This window comes from Chryseobacterium oryctis (assembly GCF_025971925.1).
Taxonomy (GTDB): Bacteria; Bacteroidota; Bacteroidia; order Flavobacteriales; family Weeksellaceae; genus Chryseobacterium; species Chryseobacterium oryctis.
Genome location: NZ_JAPDHV010000005.1, coordinates 185300 through 208600 on the forward strand (window position 1 = coordinate 185300; position 23301 = coordinate 208600).

Below are 23301 nucleotides of genomic sequence, written 5' to 3' on the forward strand. Positions count from 1 at the left end.
TTTTATATAAAAAAAGGAATCGAATTGATTCCTTTTTTTTGTTTTTGATAGAATATTTTAAAACATTTTAAGATTAAGTTTAACCTTTAATTTTTCTAAACCTGTGAAACCAGAATATAAAACCTGTAATAGGCAACGAAAACCCAATCAAACATACGATAAAATAGAGAATAACACTTTTTAAGCCTAAAATTTCGCCTGTATGAAGTGGTTTTGCCAAAGATGTAAATTGTTTATTTAATGGCTTTTCTGAAAACAATTCTTTTGATTTAAAATTTCCTTTTTTATCAAAGGTAATTTCGTCAGGAAGCATTGCTCCCAACCAATTATCGGTGTTGATTTTAGTTACCACAAAACGCGGATTTTCTTTGTTCGGAAGTTCAAGCGTAGTCACAGCATTGTACGGAAGAATTTTATCTGATTTATCCAAAATTTCCTGTAATGAAACTATTTTTTCTTCCTTCAGTTGAGATTTCTCTTTCTGACGGCTCAACATATCATTGAATATACTGTCAAAAGCATCAGAATCTTCCTTCGAATCTACTCCCGAAATATTGGATATTGAATCTCCTCCCAAAGAAACAATCAGCATATTTTTCACCCAAGGATAGGTAATGTACAATCCTGTAACCGCCATGAAAAACAGAATAAGAAAGGTATAAAACCCCAGTGTATTGTGTAGGTCATAGTTTAATCTCTGGAATTTCCCGCTCCATTTAATTGTAAGCGCCTGTTTAAGCAACTTCAGTTTCTGAGGAATCCAAAGTACAAAACCCGAAAACAGAAGAACACAAAACATAAGTACTGCAACTCCATTTATTTGTCGTCCTACATTTCCCATCATCAAATTTCTGTGAATATCTAAAATCACTTCAAAAAAGCGACTCATACTTACATCTGCTGTTCCAAGGTCTTTTCCTGAATAAGGATTTATATAAACAGCTTTATCTAAACTATTTTGGCTATAGGAGACCACATAACTTCTGGATTTATCAACAGGAATCGTAATACTTGTAAGTGTTTTGACTTCATCATTCAATTTCTTCTGAATGTATTCTGCGGACATCTTTTCACCTTTAGATTCTTTTACAAACACCTTGTCTTTATTAAGTAAATCCGTAATCTGATTTTTGAAAGCATATATACAGCCTGATAAACAAACTACAATAATCACAACTGAAGAAAGTAATCCCAGCCAAAGGTGAATCAATCCCATAATATACTTAAAGCGAGATTCGTTCTTTCTTTTTTTGCGGATGAGCGATTTTTTTAATCCTGAAACTTTCATAACTATACTCAACATAAAAGCATTAAAGCAAATATTGCTTTAATGCTTATTTTAATTAAATTCTATCATTATTATTTTCTACCCTTGAACTGTTGATCTTTTACAAGATCCAAGAATATGGTGTACTGCTCCGGAGTAAGAACCTTTTTCACAGCTTCTTTTCTCTGATTGTCAAATTTTTCCCAATATTCTTTTGCTAGATCATTATTCCCATGATACACATCATGTGCATCGTTAAAAGATTTTTCAAAAGCATCGTTTGCTGCATTCAACATTGCAAATTGATCATCTGAAAGTTGTAATTCTATTTTGATTTTCTCCAGCAACTGATTGTTATATCTTGGTCTTTTTCTAGAGTTTTCATCTACAAATTTGTTGAATTTTTCCATCTGACCTGCATCAAGAATCTGTGTCATTTCCTGAGCTTGTTTATCTCTCAATTCCTCACTTTTAATACTCAAAGCAACGCGATCCATTTTACCTCCTTGCGCTTTTGCTGCTTCAAAGTTTTCTTTTTGAATTTTCTGATATTTTGCAACAATTTCGTCAAACTGTTTTTCTTTATCAGCCGCCAACTGAAGCTCTTTTTTTAATGGAGTGAAATCTATTCCTTTTCCTTTTTTGTCACCTCCTGAACATGCTGTAATCGCAATAGCAAATAACGAGAATAATATAAAATTTTTAATTTGTTTCATTTTGAAAATATTAGAATTTATAATTTAATTGTACGGCAAAATTTCTTGGTTGTATTTGGTCGATATACCCACCTCGGAAATATGAATTATAACCAACAGCATCAAATATATTGTTGAAAAACACTCTTATACCCAATCCTTTTTTAAATGCATAACCAACCTGAGCATCAACTGTTGTATATTCCTTCATCATGAATGGCTTTAAACCGGGAGTTACACTATTTACGTGTGCTGAAGTATATGTAGATTGAGTCCATTCATCAACCGGTCTTTCTCCAACGTAATAAATACCTGCTCCAATATCCAATCCATTTAATAATCCTTGATTGAACTTATAGTTTAACCATCCGTTTGCGGTATGCTTTGGAGCGTTCATTGGTGCTGAACCATTTACATAAGATGGACTATTTTGATATTGAGCATCTAAATAAGCCCAACCTGTCATAATTTGTAAGTTTGGTAAAATTCTACCAATTAATTCAACTTCAACTCCTTTTCTTTTTAAATTTCCAGCTAAGCCATAAAGAGTATTTTTATTCTCATCCACAATAGGTTGATAGTTTGAATCCAATACTTCATAAGAAAGATTATCTGTATTAATATTAAAATACGTTACATTAAATCTTAATTTCTCTCCCAACCAATCTGACTTAATTCCAACTTCCCATTGTTTAGTTTTAGAAGCTCCAACATTTCCTCCGCTCAACAATATATTATTAGCAGAACGAAGAGATGTGGTAGTTGTATATGAACCAAATACATTTAGATTTTCTGTAGGAAATAGCATTAACCCAAAAGACGGATTCCAAGCATCAACATCAACTTTATTTGAAGCATTAAGTCTACTATATCTCAATCCTAAATGCGCTTTTGCATATTTACCAAATGATAAAACATCTTGTGCCATCAAACCAAATGTTGGAGTAATCACAGCGTTGCTTCTTGTTCCATTCCAGATAATATTATATGGTAAATTATTGTCTATATCAGCCAAAACATTCATTCCTTCATTGATATATTTATATTTTTTCGCTTTTGGATCAATCAAGTTTTCCTCAGCAATAAAGTCTTTATAAGCTTTATAAGAAATAGTAGTTACATTCGTTTCTTTCCAATCAAAACCAATCTGAAAAGTATGCTTTATAAATCCTGAATTTATTTCCTGTCCTATAAAGTCAAATTGGAATACCTTATTTAAATCTTCTCTACCACTTCTACCAATACTTCTATTTCTAAATTCATTTGGATTCTTAGAATCTATCGGAGAAAGAGAAGCTCCTATATTATCTTGTGTATAAGAAGAGCTCATGAAAGCTGCTCTTAATTTTAACTTATCTGTTAACTTTCTTGTAGCACTTGTAGAAAAATTAAATGTTTTTGTTTCCGCATTATCTGTAGCAAAACCAAGAAATTTTCCTTTAGGCATTTCATACAATGCATTAATATCACCTGTTGCTAAATTTACCGTTCCTCTGTCTGGCGTAGTATCATTATGCATGTAATCCATCTCTACAACAATTTCTGTTTTGTTATCCGGACGGAATGCAACCGATGGATTCACATAAATTCTTTCTGTAGAAACATAATCTCTGAAAGATTTGTTATTTTGATATGCTGCATTAAACCTTACCGCAACTTGACCTTTCGAATCCAAAACTCTCTGGAAATCTAAAGTAGGTCTGTAAAAATCCCAGCTTCCATATCTAAAGCCAACATTTCCCCTGTTAATAAACTGAGGTGTTTTAGTAACTACATTAATAACTCCACCCGCAGAACCAAGACCATCACCAATTCCCTGTGTAACAGCAGCAGAACCTTTAATCACCTGAATACTTTCTACTCCCTGCATATCAGTCAACATAGAACCCGTTCTAAAATCAGAATCCATCATCACTCCGTTTTTCAAAACGGGAACCCCTCTATACCCACGAATAGACATACTTTCTTTAGTACCACCGTAGCTTCCAAATTGAGTAACTCCAGGAATATTTTTAGCAACATCAGTTACAGTAAGTCCCCCTAAATCTTCAATCACTTTATGAGAAATAACAGATATACTTTGAATTTGTTCTCTAGTTTTTAATGGTAACCTAGTAATCACTTCAAGTCCTTCCGGTTGTTTATTTGTAACACCAAATAATTCAACCTCTTCGATATCCTTATGTTTTAATGAGTCTTGAGTTACTGTTTTTTGCTGCGCCTGCATCACAACAGCTCCTAATGCTATAAGAGAAATTGTTGTTAACTTTTTCATAGATTTAAAATTTCGCTCAAAATTAACTATTTTTATTAATTCTAAATAGCAATAGAAAATGAGAAATATCAGCTTTTATTAAATTTATTCTAAATAAAATCAATTAGAACGAAAAAATTACAGGCCATATTAAAAAATACGACCTGTAATATCTATCCTTGAGAAGTAAACTCCCTCAATGTATGACTCTTAATTATCTAATAGTATGGTACATTAAATTACAACTTTTTTAATAGTGTATTGCCTTATCAATCTCAATTGGATTATTGTTTTCTTTCATATGCTTTCGCAACTTATCTGAAAGTTCCTTGATTTGCTCCGGACTTTTTACTTCAACTCCCATTACCATAAAACGGGCATTAGGGTCTGTATTATTCTTGTAATGAGTCTTAAAATCTCGAAGAGGATCATTATAATTATCAATCATCATTTTTCTAAGCCTTTCCTCAGTAATCTTTACCGGAGTCTGACCAGCAAAATGTTCAAGTATACTTGAAGTATCATAAGTTTTAGAAAGCTTATAACTTTTAATAAGAGAAAATTTAAAATTATCCTTATCATCATAAACCTCCATAATGAGTCCTGGTAATCCTTTAAATTTATAAGGTCCTTCATTAAAGACAATATCTTTACTAAACCATGCTGTCCAAAAACGTCCTCCATATTTTGACGTAGCCTTTTGCAAAGTATATGTATCCACAACTTTTGTTTCATCATGAAGTTTCCAGCTAATAGCATCATTTGTTTCTATTATAAACATATTTTGAAGGTGTATATAATTAGCATTCGTATTGCTATTTCTCTTTCTAATAAGAGCAGGAGTATCATCCCATACTATATTATTGCTTCCGGTTTTTTTATTAACTGAGTCTGTAACTACAAAATCATAATTGTAAAATTTAACATTTTGTGGATTTACATCGAGTACCATATTAACTTTCCGATGTTCCTTCGATGTAGAATCAGTTTTAAACTTATATTCATAAATAAATCGGTGTGTTTGTGCCATCATAGATACTGAATACATCAGCATAATAAGAAGTAGTTTTTTCATAATATTTTTTCACAAATATACAAAACAAAAAGAACCTTGCAATACATAATACTAAAAATAACAAAATACAAATTATTAAAATTAAAAATCCCCTTTCGTATTGAAAGGGGATTCTCTATAATCATAGCAAAGTATGCTAGTATCACACTTTAATTTCTACGTCTACACCGCTTGGCAACTCTAATTTCATTAGAGCATCCACAGTTTTAGAAGAAGAAGAGTAGATATCCATCAATCTCTTATGAGCAGAAAGTTGGAATTGTTCTCTTGCTTTTTTATTAACGTGTGGAGATCTCAATACAGTGAAAATTCTCTTATTTGTTGGTAATGGGATAGGTCCGTTTACAACAGCACCTGTAGCCTTTACCGTTTTTACGATTTTCTCTGCAGATTTATCTACTAGATTGTAATCGTAAGACTTTAGTTTTATTCTGATTCTTTGTGACATTTTAATCTAAATTTAAAGTTGACCTTTTGCTTTAGCGATTACTTGTTCTGCAATATTCTGCGGAGCTTGCTCATATTTTTCGAACTCCATAGAAGAAGTAGCTCTACCAGAAGAGTTAGTTCTAAGGTCAGTTACGTAACCAAACATTTCAGAAAGTGGTACAAAAGCTTTAATAACTTTTGCTCCGTTTCTATCATCCATACCATTTACAGTACCTCTTCTCTTGTTAAGGTCACCTACGATAGTACCCATATATTCTTCAGGAGTAACAACTTCTAGTTTCATAATAGGTTCCATGATAACTGCTTTTGCAGCTCTACCTGATTCTTTGAAACCTAACTTAGCAGCCAATTCGAATGATAACTGATCAGAGTCTACTGCGTGGAAAGATCCATCCTTCAATGTAACTTTCATAGCTTCAACTTCAAACCCAGCTAATGGACCATTCTTCATAGCTTCCTTGAATCCTTTTTCTACTGAAGGAATAAATTCTCTTGGAATATTACCACCTTTAATTTCGTTAATGAATTCAAGACCAGTTTTACCTTCATCAGCAGGACCAATTTCGAATACGATATCCGCAAACTTACCACGACCACCAGACTGTTTCTTGTAAACCTCTCTGTGGTTTGCTACTGCTGTAAGAGCTTCTTTGTATTCTACCTGCGGCTGACCTTGGTTAACTTCTACTTTAAACTCTCTTCTCAAACGATCTACAATGATATCTAAGTGAAGCTCACCCATACCAGAGATGATTGTTTGACCAGAAGCCTCATCAGTTTTAACCTGGAAAGTAGGATCTTCCTCTGCTAATTTAGCAAGAGCATTTCCTAATTTATCTTGATCTGCTTTTGTTTTAGGTTCAACAGCGATACCAATTACGGGATCTGGGAAAATCATAGACTCAAGAACAATTTGTTGTTTTTCGTCACATAACGTATCCCCTGTTTTAATATCTTTAAATCCTACAGCTGCACCAATATCTCCAGCTTCAATATATTCTACTGGATTTTGCTTGTTAGCGTGCATCTGATAAATTCTAGAGATTCTTTCTTTACTACCAGATCTAGTGTTCATTACATAAGAACCCGCATCTAATCTACCTGAATAAGCTCTAAAGAATGCTAATCTACCTACGAATGGGTCTGTAGCAATTTTAAATGCTAATGCAGCAAAAGGTTCATTTACATCTGGCTTTCTGAAAATCTCAGCTTCAGTGTTAGGATCTGTTCCTTTGATATCATCTTTATCCATTGGAGAAGGAAGATATTTACAAACAGCATCTAACATAAACTGAACTCCTTTGTTCTTAAATGAAGAACCACAAGTCATTGGTATAATAGAAAGGTCAATAGTAGCAGCTCTTAATGCAGCATTAATTTCATCTTCTGAAATTGAATCTGGATCTTCGAAGAATTTCTCCATCAAAGTTTCATCGTAAGCCGCAACCGCTTCTACTAATTTTTCTCTGTACTCATACACTTCATCCTTCATATCATCAGGAATAGGAACTACGTCAAAAGTTGCCCCTTGAGTGTCGTCATGCCATACAATAGCTCTATTCTTGATTAAGTCTACTACCCCTTTGAAGTCTTCTTCAGCACCGATTGGCAATACAATTGGAACTGCGTTAGAGCCTAACATATCTTTAACTTGGTTTACAACGTTAAGGAAGTTAGCACCTTGTCTGTCCATTTTGTTTACGAATCCCATTCTCGCAACTTTGTAGTTATCAGCAAGTCTCCAGTTTGTTTCAGACTGAGGCTCTACTCCATCTACTGCAGAGAATAAGAAAACCAATCCATCCAATACTCTCAAAGATCTGTTAACTTCTACTGTAAAGTCAACGTGTCCCGGTGTATCAATGATATTGAAGTGGTAAGGTTTAGTTTCAGGTAATGTTTTACCTTGATCTGTTGGGAAATTCCAGTTACAAGTAGTCGCAGCTGAAGTAATTGTAATACCTCTTTCTGCTTCCTGCTCCATCCAGTCCATTGTAGCGGCACCTTCGTGAACCTCACCAATCTTGTGAGTTTTACCTGTATAGAATAAAATTCTTTCTGTAGTGGTAGTCTTACCTGCATCGATGTGAGCAGCAATACCAATATTTCTTGTATATTTAAGATCTCTTCCCATTTCAGATTAGAATTTGAAGTGTGAGAAAGCTTTGTTAGCTTCCGCCATTTTGTGAGTATCAGTTTTCTTTTTGAAAGCAGCACCTTCTTCTCTTGAAGCCGCTACAACTTCATTAGCTAATTTCAAAGCCATAGACTTATCATTTCTAGCTTTAGAATATTTGATTAACCATTTCATTGCCATAGAAATTTTTCTATCAGCTCTGATTGGCATCGGGATTTGGAAGTTAGCTCCACCTACTCTTCTAGAACGTACTTCTACGTGAGGCATTACATTAGTAAGTGCATCTTTCCAGATTTCAAGTGCAGTTTTTTCGTTATCTCCTTTTTTAGTTTCTACGATATCTAATGCATCATAGAAAATTTTGAATGCGATTGACTTTTTACCATCAAGCATTAGGTTGTTAACAAATCTAGTTACCAATTGATCATTAAATTTCGGATCTGGTAACAACGGTCTTTTTTTCGCTTTCGTCTTTCTCATTGTCTTATTCCTTATTTAATGATTATTTTTTCTTTCCTTTTGCTGGTGCAGCTGCAGCTTGACCTGGTTTAGGTCTCTTCGCTCCATACTTAGATCTTCTCTGTGTCCTTCCATTTACACCTGCAGTGTCTAATGCACCTCTTACGATGTGGTAACGTACTCCCGGTAGGTCTTTCACCCTTCCGCCTCTTACCAATACTATCGAGTGCTCTTGAAGATTATGTCCTTCGCCCGGGATGTAGGCGTTAACTTCTTTACCGTTAGAAAGTCTTACCCTTGCAACTTTTCTTAGTGCAGAGTTAGGTTTCTTCGGTGTAGTAGTATATACTCTCGTACATACACCACGTCTTTGTGGACAAGAATCAAGGGCAGCCGATTTGCTCTTCTTGGCAAGCGTGGCTCTTCCTTTTCTTACTAATTGTTGAATAGTAGGCATTTAATTGCTTTTTATTTTAGGGTGCAAAAATAATAATAATTTTTTAATCTACAAGCAGTTATATAGAAATAATCTTTTCTTTAACAATTTATAATATTAATATTCGCTTTATTAATCAATTATTTCAACTTTTACATTTTTATTCCAATTAAAATTTTTAATATTATTTTTTAGTTGATCATAAATTTTAGGATTAATTGAATAAATAACAACATGATCTTGTGCCACCGAAATAGTGTTGCTAATTTTTAATATTGCAACTTTTTTCCAATTCTTTGGAACACGCCCATTCAGCCACTCTTCATACACAATTACCAATTCATATTTATTATCAATAGTATATTTTGTAAGGAAATTTTCAAAATCCTGACCAAATTCTTTTTCATTTTTATTATATGGAATTGCCTCCACTGAAGCTAAACCCGCAAAATCGAAAAGATGAATATCTGAAAAATAGCAAATAGCCCCAATATCATTGGCAACAACTTTTGAAGTATTATAGTATTTATTCAAAAATTTTCCTGACTGAATCTGTTGCTGATAAATATCATCACTACCACTAATAATCATCCTATGTCCGTATCCTGATTTATAAAACATTAGCATTATATTCCCAAGAATCAAAACAGTCATGATCCAATCACTTTTAAAATATCCAACCGGATTAATAAAAAAGGATATTATTTTGGGAATAAATACCATTGCAAATCCCACCATTAGATAAGCTTCATACCTAAAAAAGCCTCTAAAATTTCCAAATACTCCATGTAAGAGTAATGTGATGGTGAAAACATATAGAAGGAAATTATTTTCAATCATTTGCTTTAAGGAAAAACCTTTCTTATAATCTCTAAAAGTAAAAACGACAACCATAAGCAAAGGAAAAAATCCTATTTTATAAAAAGTTACATTTAGAAATATTTTTGATAAAAAATGGGTAATTTGCAACATATAATTTCCAGAAAAATCAATAGAAGTCCCCTTCACTACTACCGAATTAGGAAAGAAATACCCATCCTCTTGGTAATTAAAAAATCCGAATATCAAAATAGGAATAAAGCCAAACAGAATAACCAATAAGGCATCTTTAAACCTTTTAAGGCATACAAATAAGAAAGCAAATGCAACGAAATAAAACATACTTTCAAATCTTACAAGCCCTAATAAAGCAATTGTAAAATAAAACCAATATGCAGCATTTGAACTTTCAAAATCCTGCCTACTCCATTTTTGAAAAAAGAAAACATTGACAATAATTATCAGACATTGTAAAACATGTTCCATTCCCGATAGAATCTGCAATTGAACAACTGCAAAGAAAAGAGTAAAAAGAGAAGCGATTACTACATTCCTATTTTTATCCAGATATTGAGAATAGTATTTATTTAAATAATAAATGCAAAAGACAGAGCATATCAGATTAAAAACCAAAGGAATCAGTTCATTATTTCCAAAAATATAAATCAACACACTTAAAATAAAAGTAAATATTGGAGACGATGATGATGATGAAAAACGATAAGGAGTCATTCCCCAAACTTTATGTATTGCAAAGTTTTTCGCAATAGCAAGATGAATATATGCATCATCCAATATATAAGTAAAAAAATTTTCGGTTGTAGATAGCATTATCAATATATAGATAAAGCAAATTCCTAAAAAAAGACCTAGAGTTATAAGCAAACTTTTCATACCATCCAAAATATTAGGCAAACTTATTCTAATTATTTTATATAAATCGTATCATAGTTATGATCTATTACAGGTTAAAGGGTTTCGGCACGATATTTCCTACCTTTACTATATAAAAAATAAACTTATGAAAAATGCTGGTATTATCGGTCTAAAAGAAGCCGATTGCAAAAAAATTTCAGAAAAATTAAATATTCTATTAGCTAATTATTCGGTATTTTATCAAAATACAAGAGGTTCTCACTGGAACATTAAAGGTGACCAATTTTTCACTCTTCATCCAAAATTTGAAGAACTTTATAATAACTTAGTCCTAAAAATTGATGAAATTGCTGAAAGAATCTTGACTTTAGGAGCCACACCTGCTCATAATTATTCAGATTATCTGAAAGTTTCTACCATTAAAGAAAGCAAAGAAGTAAGTGACGCTACCAAAAGTGTTGAAAATATTTTGAGCTCCTTCAAAGTTGTTATTGATTTACAGAGAGAGCTTTTAGATATTACAGACAAAGCAGGAGATGAAGGTACAAACTCCCAAATGAGCGACTATATCACAGAACAAGAGAAAGAAGTTTGGATGTACAATTCTTATTTAGGAAAGTAATAATAAAAATTTTACTTAGAAATATAAAAAATCGCCTTACATTTAGGCGATTTTATTTTTAATTATTATATTTGCGTATAAATTACACAATTATGAGCAACGTACGATTAAATTCAATATTAGATAATGATTTCTATAAAATAACTATGCAGAATGCTGTGGTAAAATTATTTCCAGGCACAATAGTAAAATATGAATTCATAAACAGAGGAAAACACCAATTTCCTAAAGGTTTTGATGTTGCTTTAAAAGAAGCCGTAAATAAAATGGCTGAACTTAAATTAACAAAAGAAGAAAAAAGGTTCATGGCAAAAACCTGCCCGTACATAGATTTACCCTATTTAGATTTTCTTGAAGGTTATCATTATGACCCTTCTGAAGTAAAAATTTTTCAAACCGGGAATGATTTGAGTGTAACTGTTGAAGGACTTTGGTACAGAACGATTCTTTGGGAAGTTCCATTATTAGCTTTAATAAGCGAACTTCATTATGAAATGAATCACATGGAAAGAGATTCTAACGAAATCGTAATGAATAAGACCCTTGAAAAAGCAGATTCTTTACAAAAACTGGGAGTGACTTTTGCAGAATTTGGAACAAGAAGAAGACATTCACACAGTGTTCAAAATTTAGTCATGGAAGCTTTAACTCAGAAAAAAGATTCTACGTTTATAGGAACTTCAAATGTTTATTTTGCTATGAAATACGGCGTAAAACCAATCGGAACTCACGCTCACGAATGGTTCATGTTTCATGCAGCAGAATATGGTTTCAAGATGGCAAACGAATTAGCCCTTGAACATTGGGTTGATGTTTACAGAGGAGATTTAGGAGTAGCACTTTCCGACACCTATACTACGGATGTTTTCTTCCAACAATTTGACAAAAAATTTGCAAAACTTTTCGATGGAGTTCGTCATGACAGTGGCGATCCTTTGGAATTTGCTGACAAAACCATTGCCCATTATGTAAAAAACGGGATCAACCCTTTATTCAAATACATCATTTTCTCTGATGGTTTGAATCTTGAAAAAGTGGAAGAAATTACAAATTACTGCAAAGGCAAAATTGGCATATCTTTTGGGATTGGAACAAATCTCACCAATGATGTAGGGCTAAAACCAATGAATATTGTGATGAAATTAATTGGAGTTCAGGCTCCAAACAAAGAATGGATTCCTACTGTAAAACTTTCTGACGAACACGGAAAATATACAGGTGACCCAAAAATGATTGAATTAGCAAAAGAATTTTTAAGAATAAAAGATTAATATAATGACAAAAAAATTTATTGTAACACTTTCTCTTTTTATTGCAATACTTTCATTTGCACAAAAGACAAAAGAAACACCTAAATTTAATCAGGAATTAGCTACAAAATTAGGCGCAGACCAATATGGAATGAAACATTATGTAATTGTAATGTTAACACCCGGAACGACTAAAATTGAAGACAAAGCAAAAAATAGCGAACTAATGAAAGGGCATTTAGCCAACATCGGAAAATTAGCAGATGAAGGCAAAATTGTAGTTGCAGGACCATTTTTTGAAGAGAACAAGCAAAACTTCCGCGGAATGTTTATATTCAATACAAAATCTAAAGAAGAAGCCGAAGAATGGGTAAAAACAGATCCGGCAGTTCAGGCAGGCATTTTTGGATACGAAATTTTCCCTTGGTATGGTTCGGCTGCATTACCGATGTACCTGGAACATCATTCTGAAATAGCAAAAGAAAATCCTTAAAATATAAACCTCGCAAAATTGTGAGGTTTTATTATTTTTATAAAAACAAAACACCATGAAAACAATAGAAGAAGTTTTAAAAAAACTTGATGAAATTATCATTTGGGCAAAAGAAAACAAAAGTCCTGTCGGGTATTTTGCCTGTACTTACAGAATAATGACCGCACAGGTTCTTAAAGGAATTCAGCAGAAAAAATTTGAGGACAATCTCAGAATGACTCAACTTGACATTGCCTTCGCAAAACGTTATCTCGATGCTTGGGATTCTTATTCGAAAGGACAAAAATGTACAAATTCCTGGTATTTAGCCTTCGAAGCGACAAAAAACAAAGACCTTTTAATCTTACAACATATTTTTTTAGGGATGAATGCACATATCAACCTAGATTTAGGAATTTCAGCAGCATCTATAATGCCTTACCGAAAAATCAATCCTTTGAAAAAAGATTTCGAAAATATAAATACCGTCATTGCTTCCATTAACCAAAAAGTTCAGGATTCTTTAAATAAAATTTGTTATCCCATCGACTTGATTGATAAAATTTCCAGTGGAAAAGATAACGCAATTTTAGATTTTGCCATTTCAAAAGCAAGAGAAACTTCATGGACTACGGCAGTTATCGCTTCAAACACACCCAATTTCCTAAGAGAATCTGTCATCAAAATTGTTGATTATGCCACAGCAAAAGTATCTTCTCAAATAATCAGCACAAAAATCCTGACTCCTACTTTACTTAAAGAACTGAAAAAATGTGAAAACAGTGATGTTGTTAAAAATATTGAAATATTGGCATCAACAAAAACAATTTAAAATTTCTTTTAAACTATAAAAACGTTACGGTTTCCCATAACAAAAATGAACTTTTCTTTTTGTAATTTTGGAAGATGGAAATAACTTATTTAATTATCGGATTTATTGTTGGCGGCATTCTTGGAGCTATTCTTATGCATTTTATGCAAAAATCAAGCACTGTTTCAAGAAGTTCTTATGATGAATTAAATAACTTACAAATAAAAGCCAAGTCAGACTTAGAGAATTCAAATCTTAAAATCCAGGAACTTAGCCAGGCTATCAATACAGAGAAAGAACTCAATCAACAGCAATCTGACATTTTAAATGATCTAAAAAATGAATTTGCAAAAATTTCAGCAGAGCACATTTCTTTGAGCATTCAGTTTTCAGAACAAAAGCAAATTAATTCAAAACAAACCAACCAGATTGAAAATTTAATATCAGAGAAACAGCATATTTATGCAAAAAACTCAGAGCTTTCTGCTCAAAATGAAAATCTTCAAAAGTTACTGGAAACACAAAAAGAGGAAATCACCAAAATTCAAGAAGAAGCAAAACTGCAATTTGAAAATCTTGCCAACAAAATTTTAGAAGAAAAATCTGAGAAATTTACAGAACAAAATCAATTAAATATCAGAAACCTTTTAAATCCTTTGCAGGAAAAAATCAACAATTTTGAGAAAAAAGTAGAAACTACCCATAAAGAAAGCATTGATTACCATGCAGCTTTAAGAGAACAAATTATCGGACTTAAAGATTTGAATGCTCAAATGAGCAAGGAAACCATAAACCTGACTAAAGCTCTAAAAGGAGACAGCAAAACACAAGGAAACTGGGGCGAATTAGTTTTAGAAAGAGTTTTAGAAAAATCAGGTCTTGAAAAAGGAAGAGAATACGAAATTCAAAAAAGTCATTTAACAGACGAAGGTAATCGTGTACAGCCGGATGTAATCATCAATCTTCCGGACGGAAAGAAAATGATAATCGACTCCAAAGTTTCTTTAGTAGCTTATGAAAAATTTGTGAATGAAGAAAACGACGAATTAAAAAGTCAATTTTTAAAAGAACATATTTCATCTTTGAAAAGACATATTGAGCAATTGAGTACAAAAAACTATCATACTCTTTATGAAATGGAAAGCCCAGACTTCGTCTTATTATTTATTCCTATTGAACCTGCTTTTGCAATAGCTTTAAATGACGACAATCAGTTATACAACAAAGCCTTTGAAAAAAACATTGTCATTGTGACACCATCCACATTATTAGCAACTCTGAGAACCATTGACAGTATGTGGACAAACCAGAAACAACAAGACAATGCTATTGAAATTGCTCGTCAGGCAGGTGCTTTATACGATAAATTTGACGGATTTGTCACCAACCTACTCAAAGTAGGCAAGAAGATGGAAGAAGCGAAATCTGAATACGAAGGCGCAATGAATAAACTTGTTGACGGAAGAGGAAACCTGGTTACAGCAGTACAACGATTAAAAGTAATGGGAGCAAGAGCAACAAAAGCCTTACCAGAAAATTTAGTTGCACGAGCAAAAGCCAATGAAGAAATTTCCGAATTAAGGTCTATTGATGAATCTCAAGAAACTTCGGAAGAATAAAATAAATTAATGAACCTCAGATTAACCTCTGAGGTTTTTTGTTTAGTCATTTAAAAATAAATTTTCCATAATTTTGCGCTATGTTAATCGAAAGTTTTCAAAACGATAAAATAAAAAACGTCACCAAACTTCTTACAGACAATAGATTTCGTAAAAAATCAAAAGTTTTTGTAGTTGAAGGGCAACAGGAAAATGAAAGAGCTCAAAAATACGGTTTTGAGCCGGTCGAGTTTTTCATTTGTGAAAATATTTTCAAAAATAAAATTCCACAAGCTAAAATCCATTATGTAAGTGAAAAAGTCTATGAAAAAATAGCTTACAGAGGTACCTCCGAAGGAATTATCGGAGTTTACAAAACTAAAGAAACAGATTTATCCTCTTTTAAGCCTAAAGATGACTCAACCATAATTATTGTTGAAGGTGTCGAAAAACCAGGAAATTTAGGAGCAATATTAAGAAGTTGTGAAGCATTTGGAATCGACGCATTAATCATTACCGACACAAAAGCGGATTTTTACAACCCAAATGTTATCAGATCAAGTGTAGGCTGCCTATTCGGAATGGAAGTTTTTCAGGGTGAAAATGAAGAAGTTTTAGATTTTTTAAACAGAAACTCTTTTAACATCTACACAACCATCATGGACGAAAGCTCTGAAAATATCTTCAAAAGAGATTTTAAACAAAAATCTGCTGTTTTATTTGGAACCGAGCATTCGGGTTTAAGTAATTTCTGGTACGGAAAAGGTAAAAATACATTAATACCAATGACAGGAAGCATAGATTCATTAAACCTAAGTAATGCCGTTGCAATTACCTGTTATGAAGCCTTAAGACAAAAATCATAACAATACAATAAATTACTCCATAAAAAAACCGTTTCACTGAGTGAAACGGTTCCTTTATTTTAGTAAGTAGTTACTAATTATTTTTTAGCTTCAGTAGCAGCATCTTTAGCAGCTTCAGCAGCTCCTTTAGCAGCATCAGCAGCACCTTCAGCAGCAGCAGCAGTTGTAGCAGCAGCATCTTTAGCAGCATCTACAGTAGCAGTAGCAGCAGAATCAACTACAGCAGCAGCAGAATCAACTACAGCAGCAGCAGAATCAGTAGTAGCAGCAGCAGAATCAACAGCTCCTTCAGTAGCAGTAGCTTCAGTTTTTTTACAAGCAACTAGAGAGATTGCAGCGATAGCAGCTACGAATAATGACTTTTTCATAATAAATTAAATTTAATTTTGTTAATATTGTTTTATAAAATTATTCTCTGTTCGTTTATTTGAACAAGACAAAGGTATAGCAGATAGAAAATTTGTCTAGGCAAAATAATTGTAATACCTTTGTAAAATAGTTTTACAAAAAAACGTAACTGAAAATCAATAATTTAATTATTTTAAATAGTTTGACTGATTTAGATCTATTACATTTTGAGCAACTAAAAAAAGATGTACAGGCTCAATATTTAAAAGAATACACCCCTTCTTATAATGATATTTCAAAATGGAAGGGAATTGACATCATATACTTTCAAGAAGATCTTCGTAAAAAAGCGAAAGGCAACATCAGCGAAAAATCTTTTTATACTTATTTCAAAAACTCCCCTGTAACAAAATTACCAAGAATTGACATGCTCAATTTATTGAGTATTTATGCGGGTTATGACTCATGGTATGAGTTCAAGAAGCAGCATCTTTTTGCTGGCGAATTGCTACAAGATGAACAAAATATTAGCGAAGAAGAGGAAAAAGAATTGGAAAAAATCATTTCTAACATCACAAATACACCAGAAAACGATTTTTCACCTAAAAAATCAGAGTTCAGCACTCCAGAAAATCCTATTTTACAAAAATCAAATACTGATAATCAGAATATTAGCATAAATTCAAATCCTACTGAAAAGTCTCAAAATTTTGATTCTACAACAAAGAAAAAGAATTATCAAAAGACCGCTTGGTTTGCGATTACTTCCACTTTTGCTGTTTTGTTGGGAGTTTTAGGATTTAAAGATGAACTTTTTTCGAAAAAATATAAATACTGTTTCACTGATGCAGACAGAGGAGCAAATGTCATTAATACTTTAGAAATAAAAGTTGTTAAAGAAAATGAATCTCCAATTCTTTATAAAATAAAACCAGGGGAATGCTTTATATATTCAACCAAGGATAAAAATCTGAAAATGCAGATCACCGCTCCTTTTTATGAATATCTTGAAGTAAACAGAAGCCTTGAAAATGCTCCCGAAGAGGAAATGATTGAATTGAAACCCGATGATTACAAAATGGCGGCTTATTATTTCTCCGTTAAAGATGTTACAGGAGCTCCCAAAGAAGAGCAAATGAATCTTATTAAGCAGAAAAGAAACCAATTAGAAAACTTAATAAGTGACAATGCAATCATTTACCAGGTCTACGACAGTAAAACATACGGTATTGAAAGATTAGACAAACAAAAATATATTACACTGGTAACAACACCAACCACTTCCCTAAAAAACCTTAGTGTAATAGAAATGAAAAAAGAAAAAGGAAAAATTATATCAATCAAATTCAAAATAGCAACCACAGATGAAACAAATAAATAAATTTTTAGCTTTTACAATTTGGGTTCTTCTTTTTGTTTCATGTAATAATAAAAAGACTGAAGTAAGCGATCTGGATAAACTTAGAAACAGCAACAATACGAAAACCTATCCTGCGGTACAAATGGACAGTATGCAGGCTGTAAATTCCATTACTAAGCAAAAAGTACAGGAACTTTTAGACCTGTCTACTTTATATCTTTCCGGGAATAAAAACACAGAAATTGACACTGTAATCTATTCTCAAATGCAAAGCTATTTTCACAAGCCGGATTCTACTACTTTCAAAAATTTATTCCGAGAATTGGATAGTTTAAAGGTAAAAAGCGTGAAAGTAAACAACCTTGAGGTATATAAAGACTATTACAAAAAGGACACTTTAGATTTTGCAAAATTTGTTGTTGAATACTTTGACAGTAAAAACAAATCGCTGGGAACATATAATAAAAACGCACAATATACTTTACTATCAAACCAGAAGGAAAGCAAAGAATTTAAATTTTATTTCATAAATTTTTATTCTAAACCTTTGAAAAAAGACAGTACATCTGCAGGTGTTACCAAATAATCAAGAGGACTATCATTTTCCCAAACATCATCGATAACTTCGGAAGGATTGAAATAATTGACTCCAATTTTTTTGGATTCCAAGGAAATATTTTGAAAAAAAACATCATAAAAGCCTTTTCCGTAGCCTATTCTGTTCCCTTCCTCATCGCAATAAAGCAAGGGCGTAATAACATAATCAAAAAAGGCCTCATTTGAATCTTCATTAGAAACAGGCTCAGGAATTCCCCACTTGCTGGTTTCAAATTGAGTATTTTCAGAAATTTCGATGTTAATCATTCTACCATCAATTACTTTGGGTACAAAAACACGAACTTGATGCTCTAAAAAATATTTAATAAATATCTGAGTATTGATTTCTTTTCGTTCTAAAATAGGAAGAAAAATATGGATCTTCATTCCTTCTTCTAGTTTGAAATAATTAATAAAATTTTCAAAAATTTTTTCGGATAACAAGAAAGCCTCATCAGTAGACAAGGCTTTTCTTTTTAGTATATATTTTTTTCTAAGCTCGGCTTTTAACACAATTAAATCATTTTTACTGTAATAATTTTAACAGGACAAGCTTTCGCTGCTTTATCACAAGGTTCAAGAGCTTCCGCATTCGGAATTTTTAAAGTATAAAATCCTTTTTTATCAATTGTCTTTAACAATACAGATTTTCCATCTTTTTTAGACATTCTAAAATATTCGGGAGCAAATTCTGCACAATAATTACATCCAATACATTTATCCCTTTGAAGCGTAACTACAACCATACTCTAACTTGATAAGCAAATTTTAGTGAGAATAAGCACCTTCCTCCACATTATTTTGCTGAGTTCCCGGCTCTTCTACTTTTACAATTTTATACAATTTATCTGACGGACGCACTCTAAAATCAGTTTTAAATGTAATCACATCAGATTTAGTTGCTTTTGTAGCCCCTTCTTTTTCATCCACCTGCATAGATTCAATCACCATTTCCTGAGAACCTGTGGTAGGACCTTGAATTAAAACTTTATCACCTATCGTTAAATCATAAGCCTCAATTAAAAATTCAGCAATATTTGATTTTGGGTAATAATGTCTTCCTTTTCCTATATAAACTTTTTTCTGAGTAGCACTAGAACCTGAATTTGAAGACCATTCCCCTAATTCCTGACCTAAATAGTAACCACTCCAGAAACCTCTGTTATAAACAGTTTCTAATTGAGTCATCCATTCTGCAACTTTCTCCTGAGAGAATGTTCCATCAGCAATAGAATCAATAGCTTCTCTATAACATTTTGTAACAGTTGCTACATATTCCGGAGCTCTACCTCTACCTTCTATTTTTAAAACTTTAACACCTGCATCTGCAATTTCATCCAAAAAGCCGATAGTACAAAGGTCTTTTGGAGACATCATATATTCGTTATCAAGTTCTATTTCAAAACCTGTTTCCTGATCAATGACCGTATATTTTTTACGGCAATTTTGTTTACAAGCCCCTCTATTTGCAGAAGAATTCGCAGAATGTAAACTCAAATAACATTTACCGGAAACCGCCATACATAGAGCTCCATGCCCGAAAATTTCAACCTCAACCAAATTTCCCGAAGGTCCTTTCACCTGCTCTTTTTCTATTTGAGAACAGATTTTTTTGATTTGGCTGATACTCAATTCACGGCTCATTACCATTGTATCTGCAAAAAGCGCATAGAATTTCACTGTTTCAATATTCGTAATATTGATTTGTGTGGAAATATGAATCTCCATGCCAATTTGTCTTGCATACGCAATAACAGCCTGATCCATTGCAATTACAGCAGTCAGATTAGCTTCTTTTGCTTTATCTAAAAGAGTTTTTATAATGGATAAATCATGATCGTATATAATAGTATTCAGGGTAAGATATGTTCTTACGCCTTTTTCAGAACATCTTCTTGAAATTTCAGGCAAATCATCTATCGTGAAGTTCATTGTAGCTCTCGCACGCATATTCAACTGCTCTACCCCGAAATATACAGAGTCTGCACCATTATCTATAGCTGCCTGTAATGACGTAAAATCGCCAGCAGGAGACATTAATTCTATTTTTCCGCTTTTTGTCATTCCTTTTTAAGAAAATTTTTGCAAAGATAATCATTTTTCAATTGAGTATATTTATTGGATAAAATCACAACCTCTATGATAATGAATATAGCATGACTAATTTTTAGCTATTCTTCAATCAGAATTTAACTTTTAGTACCTTTATAACATCTTATATTATGACATATTGTCTTTAATATAATTTTAATCTTAGTTAATTTCAATCTTAACAATTGTGACATAATGTGCAAATTACCACTATTCCTGTTAAATTTTAGTTAAAATTGAAACATTGCATACTAATTGCACACCTATTTAGCATTAAATTTGTTTACTGTAAAACGAAAATATTAAATTAATAATAAAGAAAGATATACAATGAAGAGTACTTTAAAAAAACTATTACCATTTGCAGTAGTAGGAGTTATCTCAGGAGCTACTACCGTTGGAACGATACAATATTTTGGTCACAATTCTAATAATAATGAAGACCAATCATATTTTACAAAATCTTCAAACGTATCATTCGCAGGGATGAATTCAGCTGCAGTGGGTGATGATTTCGTAAAAGCATCAAAAACGACAGTTCCAGCTGTAGTTACTATTAAAAATTATCAAAACAGGTCTTCAAGCAGAGCCTCAGAACAGGATTTATTTGATTTCTTTTTCGGAGATCCTTTTGGTGGAAGAGGACAGCAAAGACAAAGACAACAGCAAACTCCTGACAATATGCCCTCAGGAATGGGTTCTGGTGTAATCATATCTCCTGACGGATATATCATCTCCAATAACCATGTTGTTGCTGGAGCAAACAAACTAGAAGTTGTATTAAGCAACAAAAAGTCTTATATCGCAACATTAGTAGGAACTGACCCTAATACCGATATTTCTTTACTAAAAATCGAAGAGAAAGGACTTCCTTATTTGAATTTTGCAAATTCAGATAATATTGAAGTAGGACAATGGGTATTGGCTGTCGGTAACCCACTTGGATTAAACTCCACAGTTACTGCAGGTATTGTTTCTGCCAAAGGTAGAGGTATCGGTATTCTAAGCTCTCAAGGAAAAGCAGCAAACCCAATTGAAAGTTTTATTCAGACGGATGCAGCTATTAATCCTGGAAACTCAGGAGGAGCATTGGTGAACACAAATGGAGATCTTATCGGTATCAACTCAGCAATTCAGTCTACAACAGGATATTATCAAGGATACGGTTTTGCTGTTCCTTCAAACTTAGCTAGAAAAATTGTTGAGGACATCAAGAAATTCGGAATTGTACAAAGAGGCTTCTTGGGTGTACAATCTTTAGATTTATCTAATGATATGCAAGTTGCAGCTTACAATCAACAAAAGAAAACAAATATCAAATCTGGTGCAGGAATTTACGTAACAGGCTTCGGAGATAATAGCGGCGCTGAAGATGCAGGATTGAAAGTTGGAGATGTCATCACAAAAATAGATGGTACAGCAATTACTGATTTTGCAGATTTATCAATGGCAATCGGAAGCAAACGTCCTGGAGATAAAGTTCAAGTAGTTTATTTAAGAAACGGTAAAGAAAATACAACAACTGTTACCCTAAAGGATCAAAAAGGAGGTACTTCTACAAGATCTAAATCTGAATTAACTGTAACTGAAAAAATAGGTTCAGATTTCGAACCACTAAGTGACAGGTTTAAAACTGATTACGGACTAAACAGTGGTGTAGTTGCTAAAAACGTTGCAGAAGGCAGCGAAATGGCAAAAATAGGTATTGTAGACAACTACATCGTGATTGAAATAAACGGAAAACCTGTAAACTCTCAAAAAGACGTAGAAAAAATCTTAGAAAAATACCAAGGAAATGTACAAGTGAAGTTTGTAGATGAATATGGTAGAATCTATACAAAAGGATTTAAAATGCCTTAAAATAAACCAGCAAATAAAAATTCATATTAAAAAAAACCGCCGTAAAATTTACGGCGGTTTTTTTTATTTTAAAATAATGTTTTAAGATTTATTATTCATTTTCTCAGCGATTCTTTTTTTCTTGTTCCTTTCGTAAATAACCTCAACTATCTTGCCTCCAAGCCAGGAGAAAGGAAAGAATGTAAGAAAAATGGATATTTTATAAAATGTAGGATGATAAGGAAAAATAATAACATCCAACATTGCTATAAAAAGCATTATAAACCCAATAAGAATAGCATAGGCAACTTTAGCATACTTTACAATAATAGCAGTTGCAATACCTCCTACCGTACTTCCTAAACCAGAAATAAACAACAGGAAGCCAAAGAAAGCCTTATCGTCTTTCATACTAAAAAGAAACCTCTGCCAATGCTCAAACGGAGCAAAAGCCTCGAAAGTAACCCATTGCGGAAACGCTCTTATACCAAGAGTAATAATAAGCCCGGCAATACCAAGCCCTACAATAACCGCTAATGTATTTCTAAAGAAGTTCATTAATCTTGATGTGCAATCATAGAAATTTCTATATCAACGTTTTTCGGCAAACAAGAAACCTGTACAGTTTCACGAGCCGGATAACTATCAGCATCTAAATAAGATGCATAAATATCATTCATTACAGCAAAATCATCCATGCTTTTAAGGAAGATAGTAGCTTTTACAACATTTTTAAATGTCATTCCCGCCTCTGTAAGGATAGCTTCTAGGTTTTTCATTACCTGATGCGTTTCTTTTTCAATTCCTTCTACCAATTTACCAGTTACAGGATCTACAGGAATCTGACCAGAAATATACAAAACACCATTCGCAAGGTTAGCTTGTGAATAAGGCCCTATTGCCTCAGGAGCATTAACTGTGTTAATTATTTTTTTCATTAGAATTTATTTTGGGTGCAAATATAAAATTTATATTCTAT

The 23301-nt window shown here is 32.7% G+C and carries 24 protein-coding genes; 9 read left to right on the top strand and 15 right to left on the bottom strand.

Translation table 11 applies throughout. The features are described 5' to 3' along the window. Positions 1 to 79: 79 nt before the first annotated feature. From OH806_RS12550 to OH806_RS12590, 9 genes are all read right to left on the bottom strand, one after another. Complete coding sequence (locus OH806_RS12550) at positions 80 to 1303, bottom strand: PepSY-associated TM helix domain-containing protein (protein WP_264744019.1); 1224 nt, start codon at positions 1301 to 1303, stop codon at positions 80 to 82. Between the two features lie 56 nt (positions 1304 to 1359). Further along, positions 1360 to 1983 carry a hypothetical protein gene (locus tag OH806_RS12555; protein ID WP_264744020.1) on the bottom strand — a complete coding sequence of 208 codons (624 nt, stop codon included), beginning with the start codon at positions 1981 to 1983 and terminating at the stop codon, positions 1360 to 1362. A gap of 10 nt (positions 1984 to 1993) precedes the next feature. Next, the gene (locus tag OH806_RS12560; RefSeq protein WP_264744021.1) at positions 1994 to 4237 is read right to left on the bottom strand and encodes a TonB-dependent siderophore receptor; all 2244 of its coding nucleotides are present in this window, start codon (positions 4235 to 4237) and stop codon (positions 1994 to 1996) included. 229 nt (positions 4238 to 4466) lie between these two features. Next, positions 4467 to 5291, bottom strand: coding sequence for a GLPGLI family protein (locus OH806_RS12565; RefSeq protein WP_264744022.1), 825 nt, complete (start codon positions 5289 to 5291; stop codon positions 4467 to 4469). Positions 5292 to 5433: 142 nt separating this feature from the next. Next, a complete protein-coding gene (gene rpsJ / locus OH806_RS12570; protein WP_002661363.1) occupies positions 5434 to 5739 on the bottom strand; it encodes a 30S ribosomal protein S10 in 306 nt (101 codons plus the stop codon). 12 nt (positions 5740 to 5751) lie between these two features. Then, positions 5752 to 7875: an elongation factor G gene (gene fusA / locus OH806_RS12575; RefSeq protein WP_264744023.1), complete on the bottom strand. Its 2124-nt coding sequence runs from the start codon at positions 7873 to 7875 to the stop codon at positions 5752 to 5754. 6 nt (positions 7876 to 7881) lie between these two features. Beyond that, entirely contained in the window at positions 7882 to 8358 is a 477-nt protein-coding gene (gene rpsG, locus OH806_RS12580; RefSeq protein ID WP_002983149.1) for a 30S ribosomal protein S7, read from the bottom strand. A 22-nt stretch (positions 8359 to 8380) separates the two neighbouring features. Then, a complete protein-coding gene (gene rpsL / locus OH806_RS12585) occupies positions 8381 to 8794 on the bottom strand; it encodes a 30S ribosomal protein S12 (RefSeq protein WP_002983146.1) in 414 nt (137 codons plus the stop codon). A 111-nt stretch (positions 8795 to 8905) separates the two neighbouring features. Continuing rightward, positions 8906 to 10486, bottom strand: a complete 1581-nt coding sequence (locus OH806_RS12590; protein WP_264744024.1) for a hypothetical protein — start codon at positions 10484 to 10486, stop codon at positions 8906 to 8908. 127 nt (positions 10487 to 10613) lie between these two features. Between OH806_RS12590 and OH806_RS12595 the strand changes: the two genes are divergently transcribed. The 6 genes from OH806_RS12595 to OH806_RS12620 all read left to right on the top strand — a co-directional run bounded on the left by OH806_RS12595 (position 10614) and on the right by OH806_RS12620 (position 16087). Then, a complete protein-coding gene (locus OH806_RS12595; protein ID WP_264744025.1) occupies positions 10614 to 11090 on the top strand; it encodes a Dps family protein in 477 nt (158 codons plus the stop codon). Positions 11091 to 11182: 92 nt separating this feature from the next. Then, positions 11183 to 12361: a nicotinate phosphoribosyltransferase gene (gene pncB, locus OH806_RS12600; protein ID WP_264744026.1), complete on the top strand. Its 1179-nt coding sequence runs from the start codon at positions 11183 to 11185 to the stop codon at positions 12359 to 12361. Positions 12362 to 12365: 4 nt separating this feature from the next. Next, positions 12366 to 12833, top strand: a complete 468-nt coding sequence (locus OH806_RS12605) for a YciI family protein (protein WP_264744027.1) — start codon at positions 12366 to 12368, stop codon at positions 12831 to 12833. 55 nt (positions 12834 to 12888) lie between these two features. After that, positions 12889 to 13644, top strand: a complete 756-nt coding sequence (locus OH806_RS12610; protein ID WP_264744028.1) for a DUF5995 family protein — start codon at positions 12889 to 12891, stop codon at positions 13642 to 13644. Between the two features lie 74 nt (positions 13645 to 13718). Beyond that, positions 13719 to 15242 (top strand): DNA recombination protein RmuC, encoded by a 1524-nt coding sequence (locus OH806_RS12615; protein ID WP_264744029.1) that lies wholly within the window; start codon positions 13719 to 13721, stop codon positions 15240 to 15242. Positions 15243 to 15322: 80 nt separating this feature from the next. Beyond that, a complete protein-coding gene (locus OH806_RS12620) occupies positions 15323 to 16087 on the top strand; it encodes a TrmH family RNA methyltransferase (protein ID WP_264744030.1) in 765 nt (254 codons plus the stop codon). A 77-nt stretch (positions 16088 to 16164) separates the two neighbouring features. Here OH806_RS12620 and OH806_RS12625 read toward each other — a convergent pair whose 3' ends face one another. Then, a complete protein-coding gene (locus OH806_RS12625; RefSeq protein ID WP_264744031.1) occupies positions 16165 to 16455 on the bottom strand; it encodes a hypothetical protein in 291 nt (96 codons plus the stop codon). Positions 16456 to 16637: 182 nt separating this feature from the next. Here OH806_RS12625 and OH806_RS12630 point away from each other — a divergent pair, with 182 nt between their 5' ends. Next, entirely contained in the window at positions 16638 to 17816 is a 1179-nt protein-coding gene (locus OH806_RS12630) for a hypothetical protein (RefSeq protein WP_264744032.1), read from the top strand. Beyond that, positions 17800 to 18381 carry a hypothetical protein gene (locus OH806_RS12635; protein ID WP_264744033.1) on the top strand — a complete coding sequence of 194 codons (582 nt, stop codon included), beginning with the start codon at positions 17800 to 17802 and terminating at the stop codon, positions 18379 to 18381. Before OH806_RS12630 ends, OH806_RS12635 begins: the two co-directional genes overlap by 17 nt. Here the strand turns inward: OH806_RS12635 and OH806_RS12640 are convergent. Genes OH806_RS12640 through OH806_RS12650 form a run of 3 tightly spaced genes read right to left on the bottom strand, consistent with a single transcriptional unit; the run spans position 18330 to position 20456 of the window. Continuing rightward, complete coding sequence (locus OH806_RS12640; RefSeq protein WP_264744034.1) at positions 18330 to 18905, bottom strand: 5-formyltetrahydrofolate cyclo-ligase; 576 nt, start codon at positions 18903 to 18905, stop codon at positions 18330 to 18332. The genes OH806_RS12635 and OH806_RS12640 overlap by 52 nt on opposite strands. 2 nt (positions 18906 to 18907) lie before the next feature. Then, positions 18908 to 19138, bottom strand: a complete 231-nt coding sequence (locus tag OH806_RS12645) for a ferredoxin (RefSeq protein WP_264744035.1) — start codon at positions 19136 to 19138, stop codon at positions 18908 to 18910. A 22-nt stretch (positions 19139 to 19160) separates the two neighbouring features. Next, on the bottom strand, positions 19161 to 20456 hold the full coding sequence (locus tag OH806_RS12650; protein ID WP_264744036.1) for a peptidase U32 family protein: 1296 nt from the start codon (positions 20454 to 20456) through the stop codon (positions 19161 to 19163). Between the two features lie 357 nt (positions 20457 to 20813). Here OH806_RS12650 and OH806_RS12655 point away from each other — a divergent pair, with 357 nt between their 5' ends. Then, entirely contained in the window at positions 20814 to 22343 is a 1530-nt protein-coding gene (locus tag OH806_RS12655; RefSeq protein WP_264744037.1) for a trypsin-like peptidase domain-containing protein, read from the top strand. Between the two features lie 81 nt (positions 22344 to 22424). Here the strand turns inward: OH806_RS12655 and OH806_RS12660 are convergent, their stop codons facing one another. Beyond that, positions 22425 to 22880 carry a hypothetical protein gene (locus tag OH806_RS12660; protein ID WP_264744038.1) on the bottom strand — a complete coding sequence of 152 codons (456 nt, stop codon included), beginning with the start codon at positions 22878 to 22880 and terminating at the stop codon, positions 22425 to 22427. Continuing rightward, positions 22880 to 23260 (bottom strand): RidA family protein, encoded by a 381-nt coding sequence (locus tag OH806_RS12665; RefSeq protein WP_264744039.1) that lies wholly within the window; start codon positions 23258 to 23260, stop codon positions 22880 to 22882. Before OH806_RS12665 ends, OH806_RS12660 begins: the two co-directional genes overlap by 1 nt. Positions 23261 to 23301: the final 41 nt, after the last annotated feature.

Coding starts and splice junctions, on each gene's coding strand:
- OH806_RS12615 (WP_264744029.1), top strand. CDS start 13,719: ATGGAAATAACTTATTTAATTATCGGATTTATTGTTGGCGGCATTCTT.
- OH806_RS12645 (WP_264744035.1), bottom strand. CDS start 19,138: ATGGTTGTAGTTACGCTTCAAAGGGATAAATGTATTGGATGTAATTAT.
- OH806_RS12625 (WP_264744031.1), bottom strand. CDS start 16,455: ATGAAAAAGTCATTATTCGTAGCTGCTATCGCTGCAATCTCTCTAGTT.
- OH806_RS12555 (WP_264744020.1), bottom strand. CDS start 1,983: ATGAAACAAATTAAAAATTTTATATTATTCTCGTTATTTGCTATTGCG.
- OH806_RS12560 (WP_264744021.1), bottom strand. CDS start 4,237: ATGAAAAAGTTAACAACAATTTCTCTTATAGCATTAGGAGCTGTTGTG.
- rpsL (WP_002983146.1), bottom strand. CDS start 8,794: ATGCCTACTATTCAACAATTAGTAAGAAAAGGAAGAGCCACGCTTGCC.
- pncB (WP_264744026.1), top strand. CDS start 11,183: ATGAGCAACGTACGATTAAATTCAATATTAGATAATGATTTCTATAAA.
- rpsG (WP_002983149.1), bottom strand. CDS start 8,358: ATGAGAAAGACGAAAGCGAAAAAAAGACCGTTGTTACCAGATCCGAAA.
- OH806_RS12650 (WP_264744036.1), bottom strand. CDS start 20,456: ATGACAAAAAGCGGAAAAATAGAATTAATGTCTCCTGCTGGCGATTTT.
- OH806_RS12655 (WP_264744037.1), top strand. CDS start 20,814: ATGAAGAGTACTTTAAAAAAACTATTACCATTTGCAGTAGTAGGAGTT.
- OH806_RS12665 (WP_264744039.1), bottom strand. CDS start 23,260: ATGAAAAAAATAATTAACACAGTTAATGCTCCTGAGGCAATAGGGCCT.
- OH806_RS12565 (WP_264744022.1), bottom strand. CDS start 5,291: ATGAAAAAACTACTTCTTATTATGCTGATGTATTCAGTATCTATGATG.
- OH806_RS12660 (WP_264744038.1), bottom strand. CDS start 22,880: ATGAACTTCTTTAGAAATACATTAGCGGTTATTGTAGGGCTTGGTATT.
- OH806_RS12610 (WP_264744028.1), top strand. CDS start 12,889: ATGAAAACAATAGAAGAAGTTTTAAAAAAACTTGATGAAATTATCATT.
- OH806_RS12590 (WP_264744024.1), bottom strand. CDS start 10,486: ATGAAAAGTTTGCTTATAACTCTAGGTCTTTTTTTAGGAATTTGCTTT.
- OH806_RS12550 (WP_264744019.1), bottom strand. CDS start 1,303: ATGTTGAGTATAGTTATGAAAGTTTCAGGATTAAAAAAATCGCTCATC.
- fusA (WP_264744023.1), bottom strand. CDS start 7,875: ATGGGAAGAGATCTTAAATATACAAGAAATATTGGTATTGCTGCTCAC.
- OH806_RS12595 (WP_264744025.1), top strand. CDS start 10,614: ATGAAAAATGCTGGTATTATCGGTCTAAAAGAAGCCGATTGCAAAAAA.
- OH806_RS12620 (WP_264744030.1), top strand. CDS start 15,323: ATGTTAATCGAAAGTTTTCAAAACGATAAAATAAAAAACGTCACCAAA.
- rpsJ (WP_002661363.1), bottom strand. CDS start 5,739: ATGTCACAAAGAATCAGAATAAAACTAAAGTCTTACGATTACAATCTA.
- OH806_RS12605 (WP_264744027.1), top strand. CDS start 12,366: ATGACAAAAAAATTTATTGTAACACTTTCTCTTTTTATTGCAATACTT.
- OH806_RS12635 (WP_264744033.1), top strand. CDS start 17,800: ATGAAACAAATAAATAAATTTTTAGCTTTTACAATTTGGGTTCTTCTT.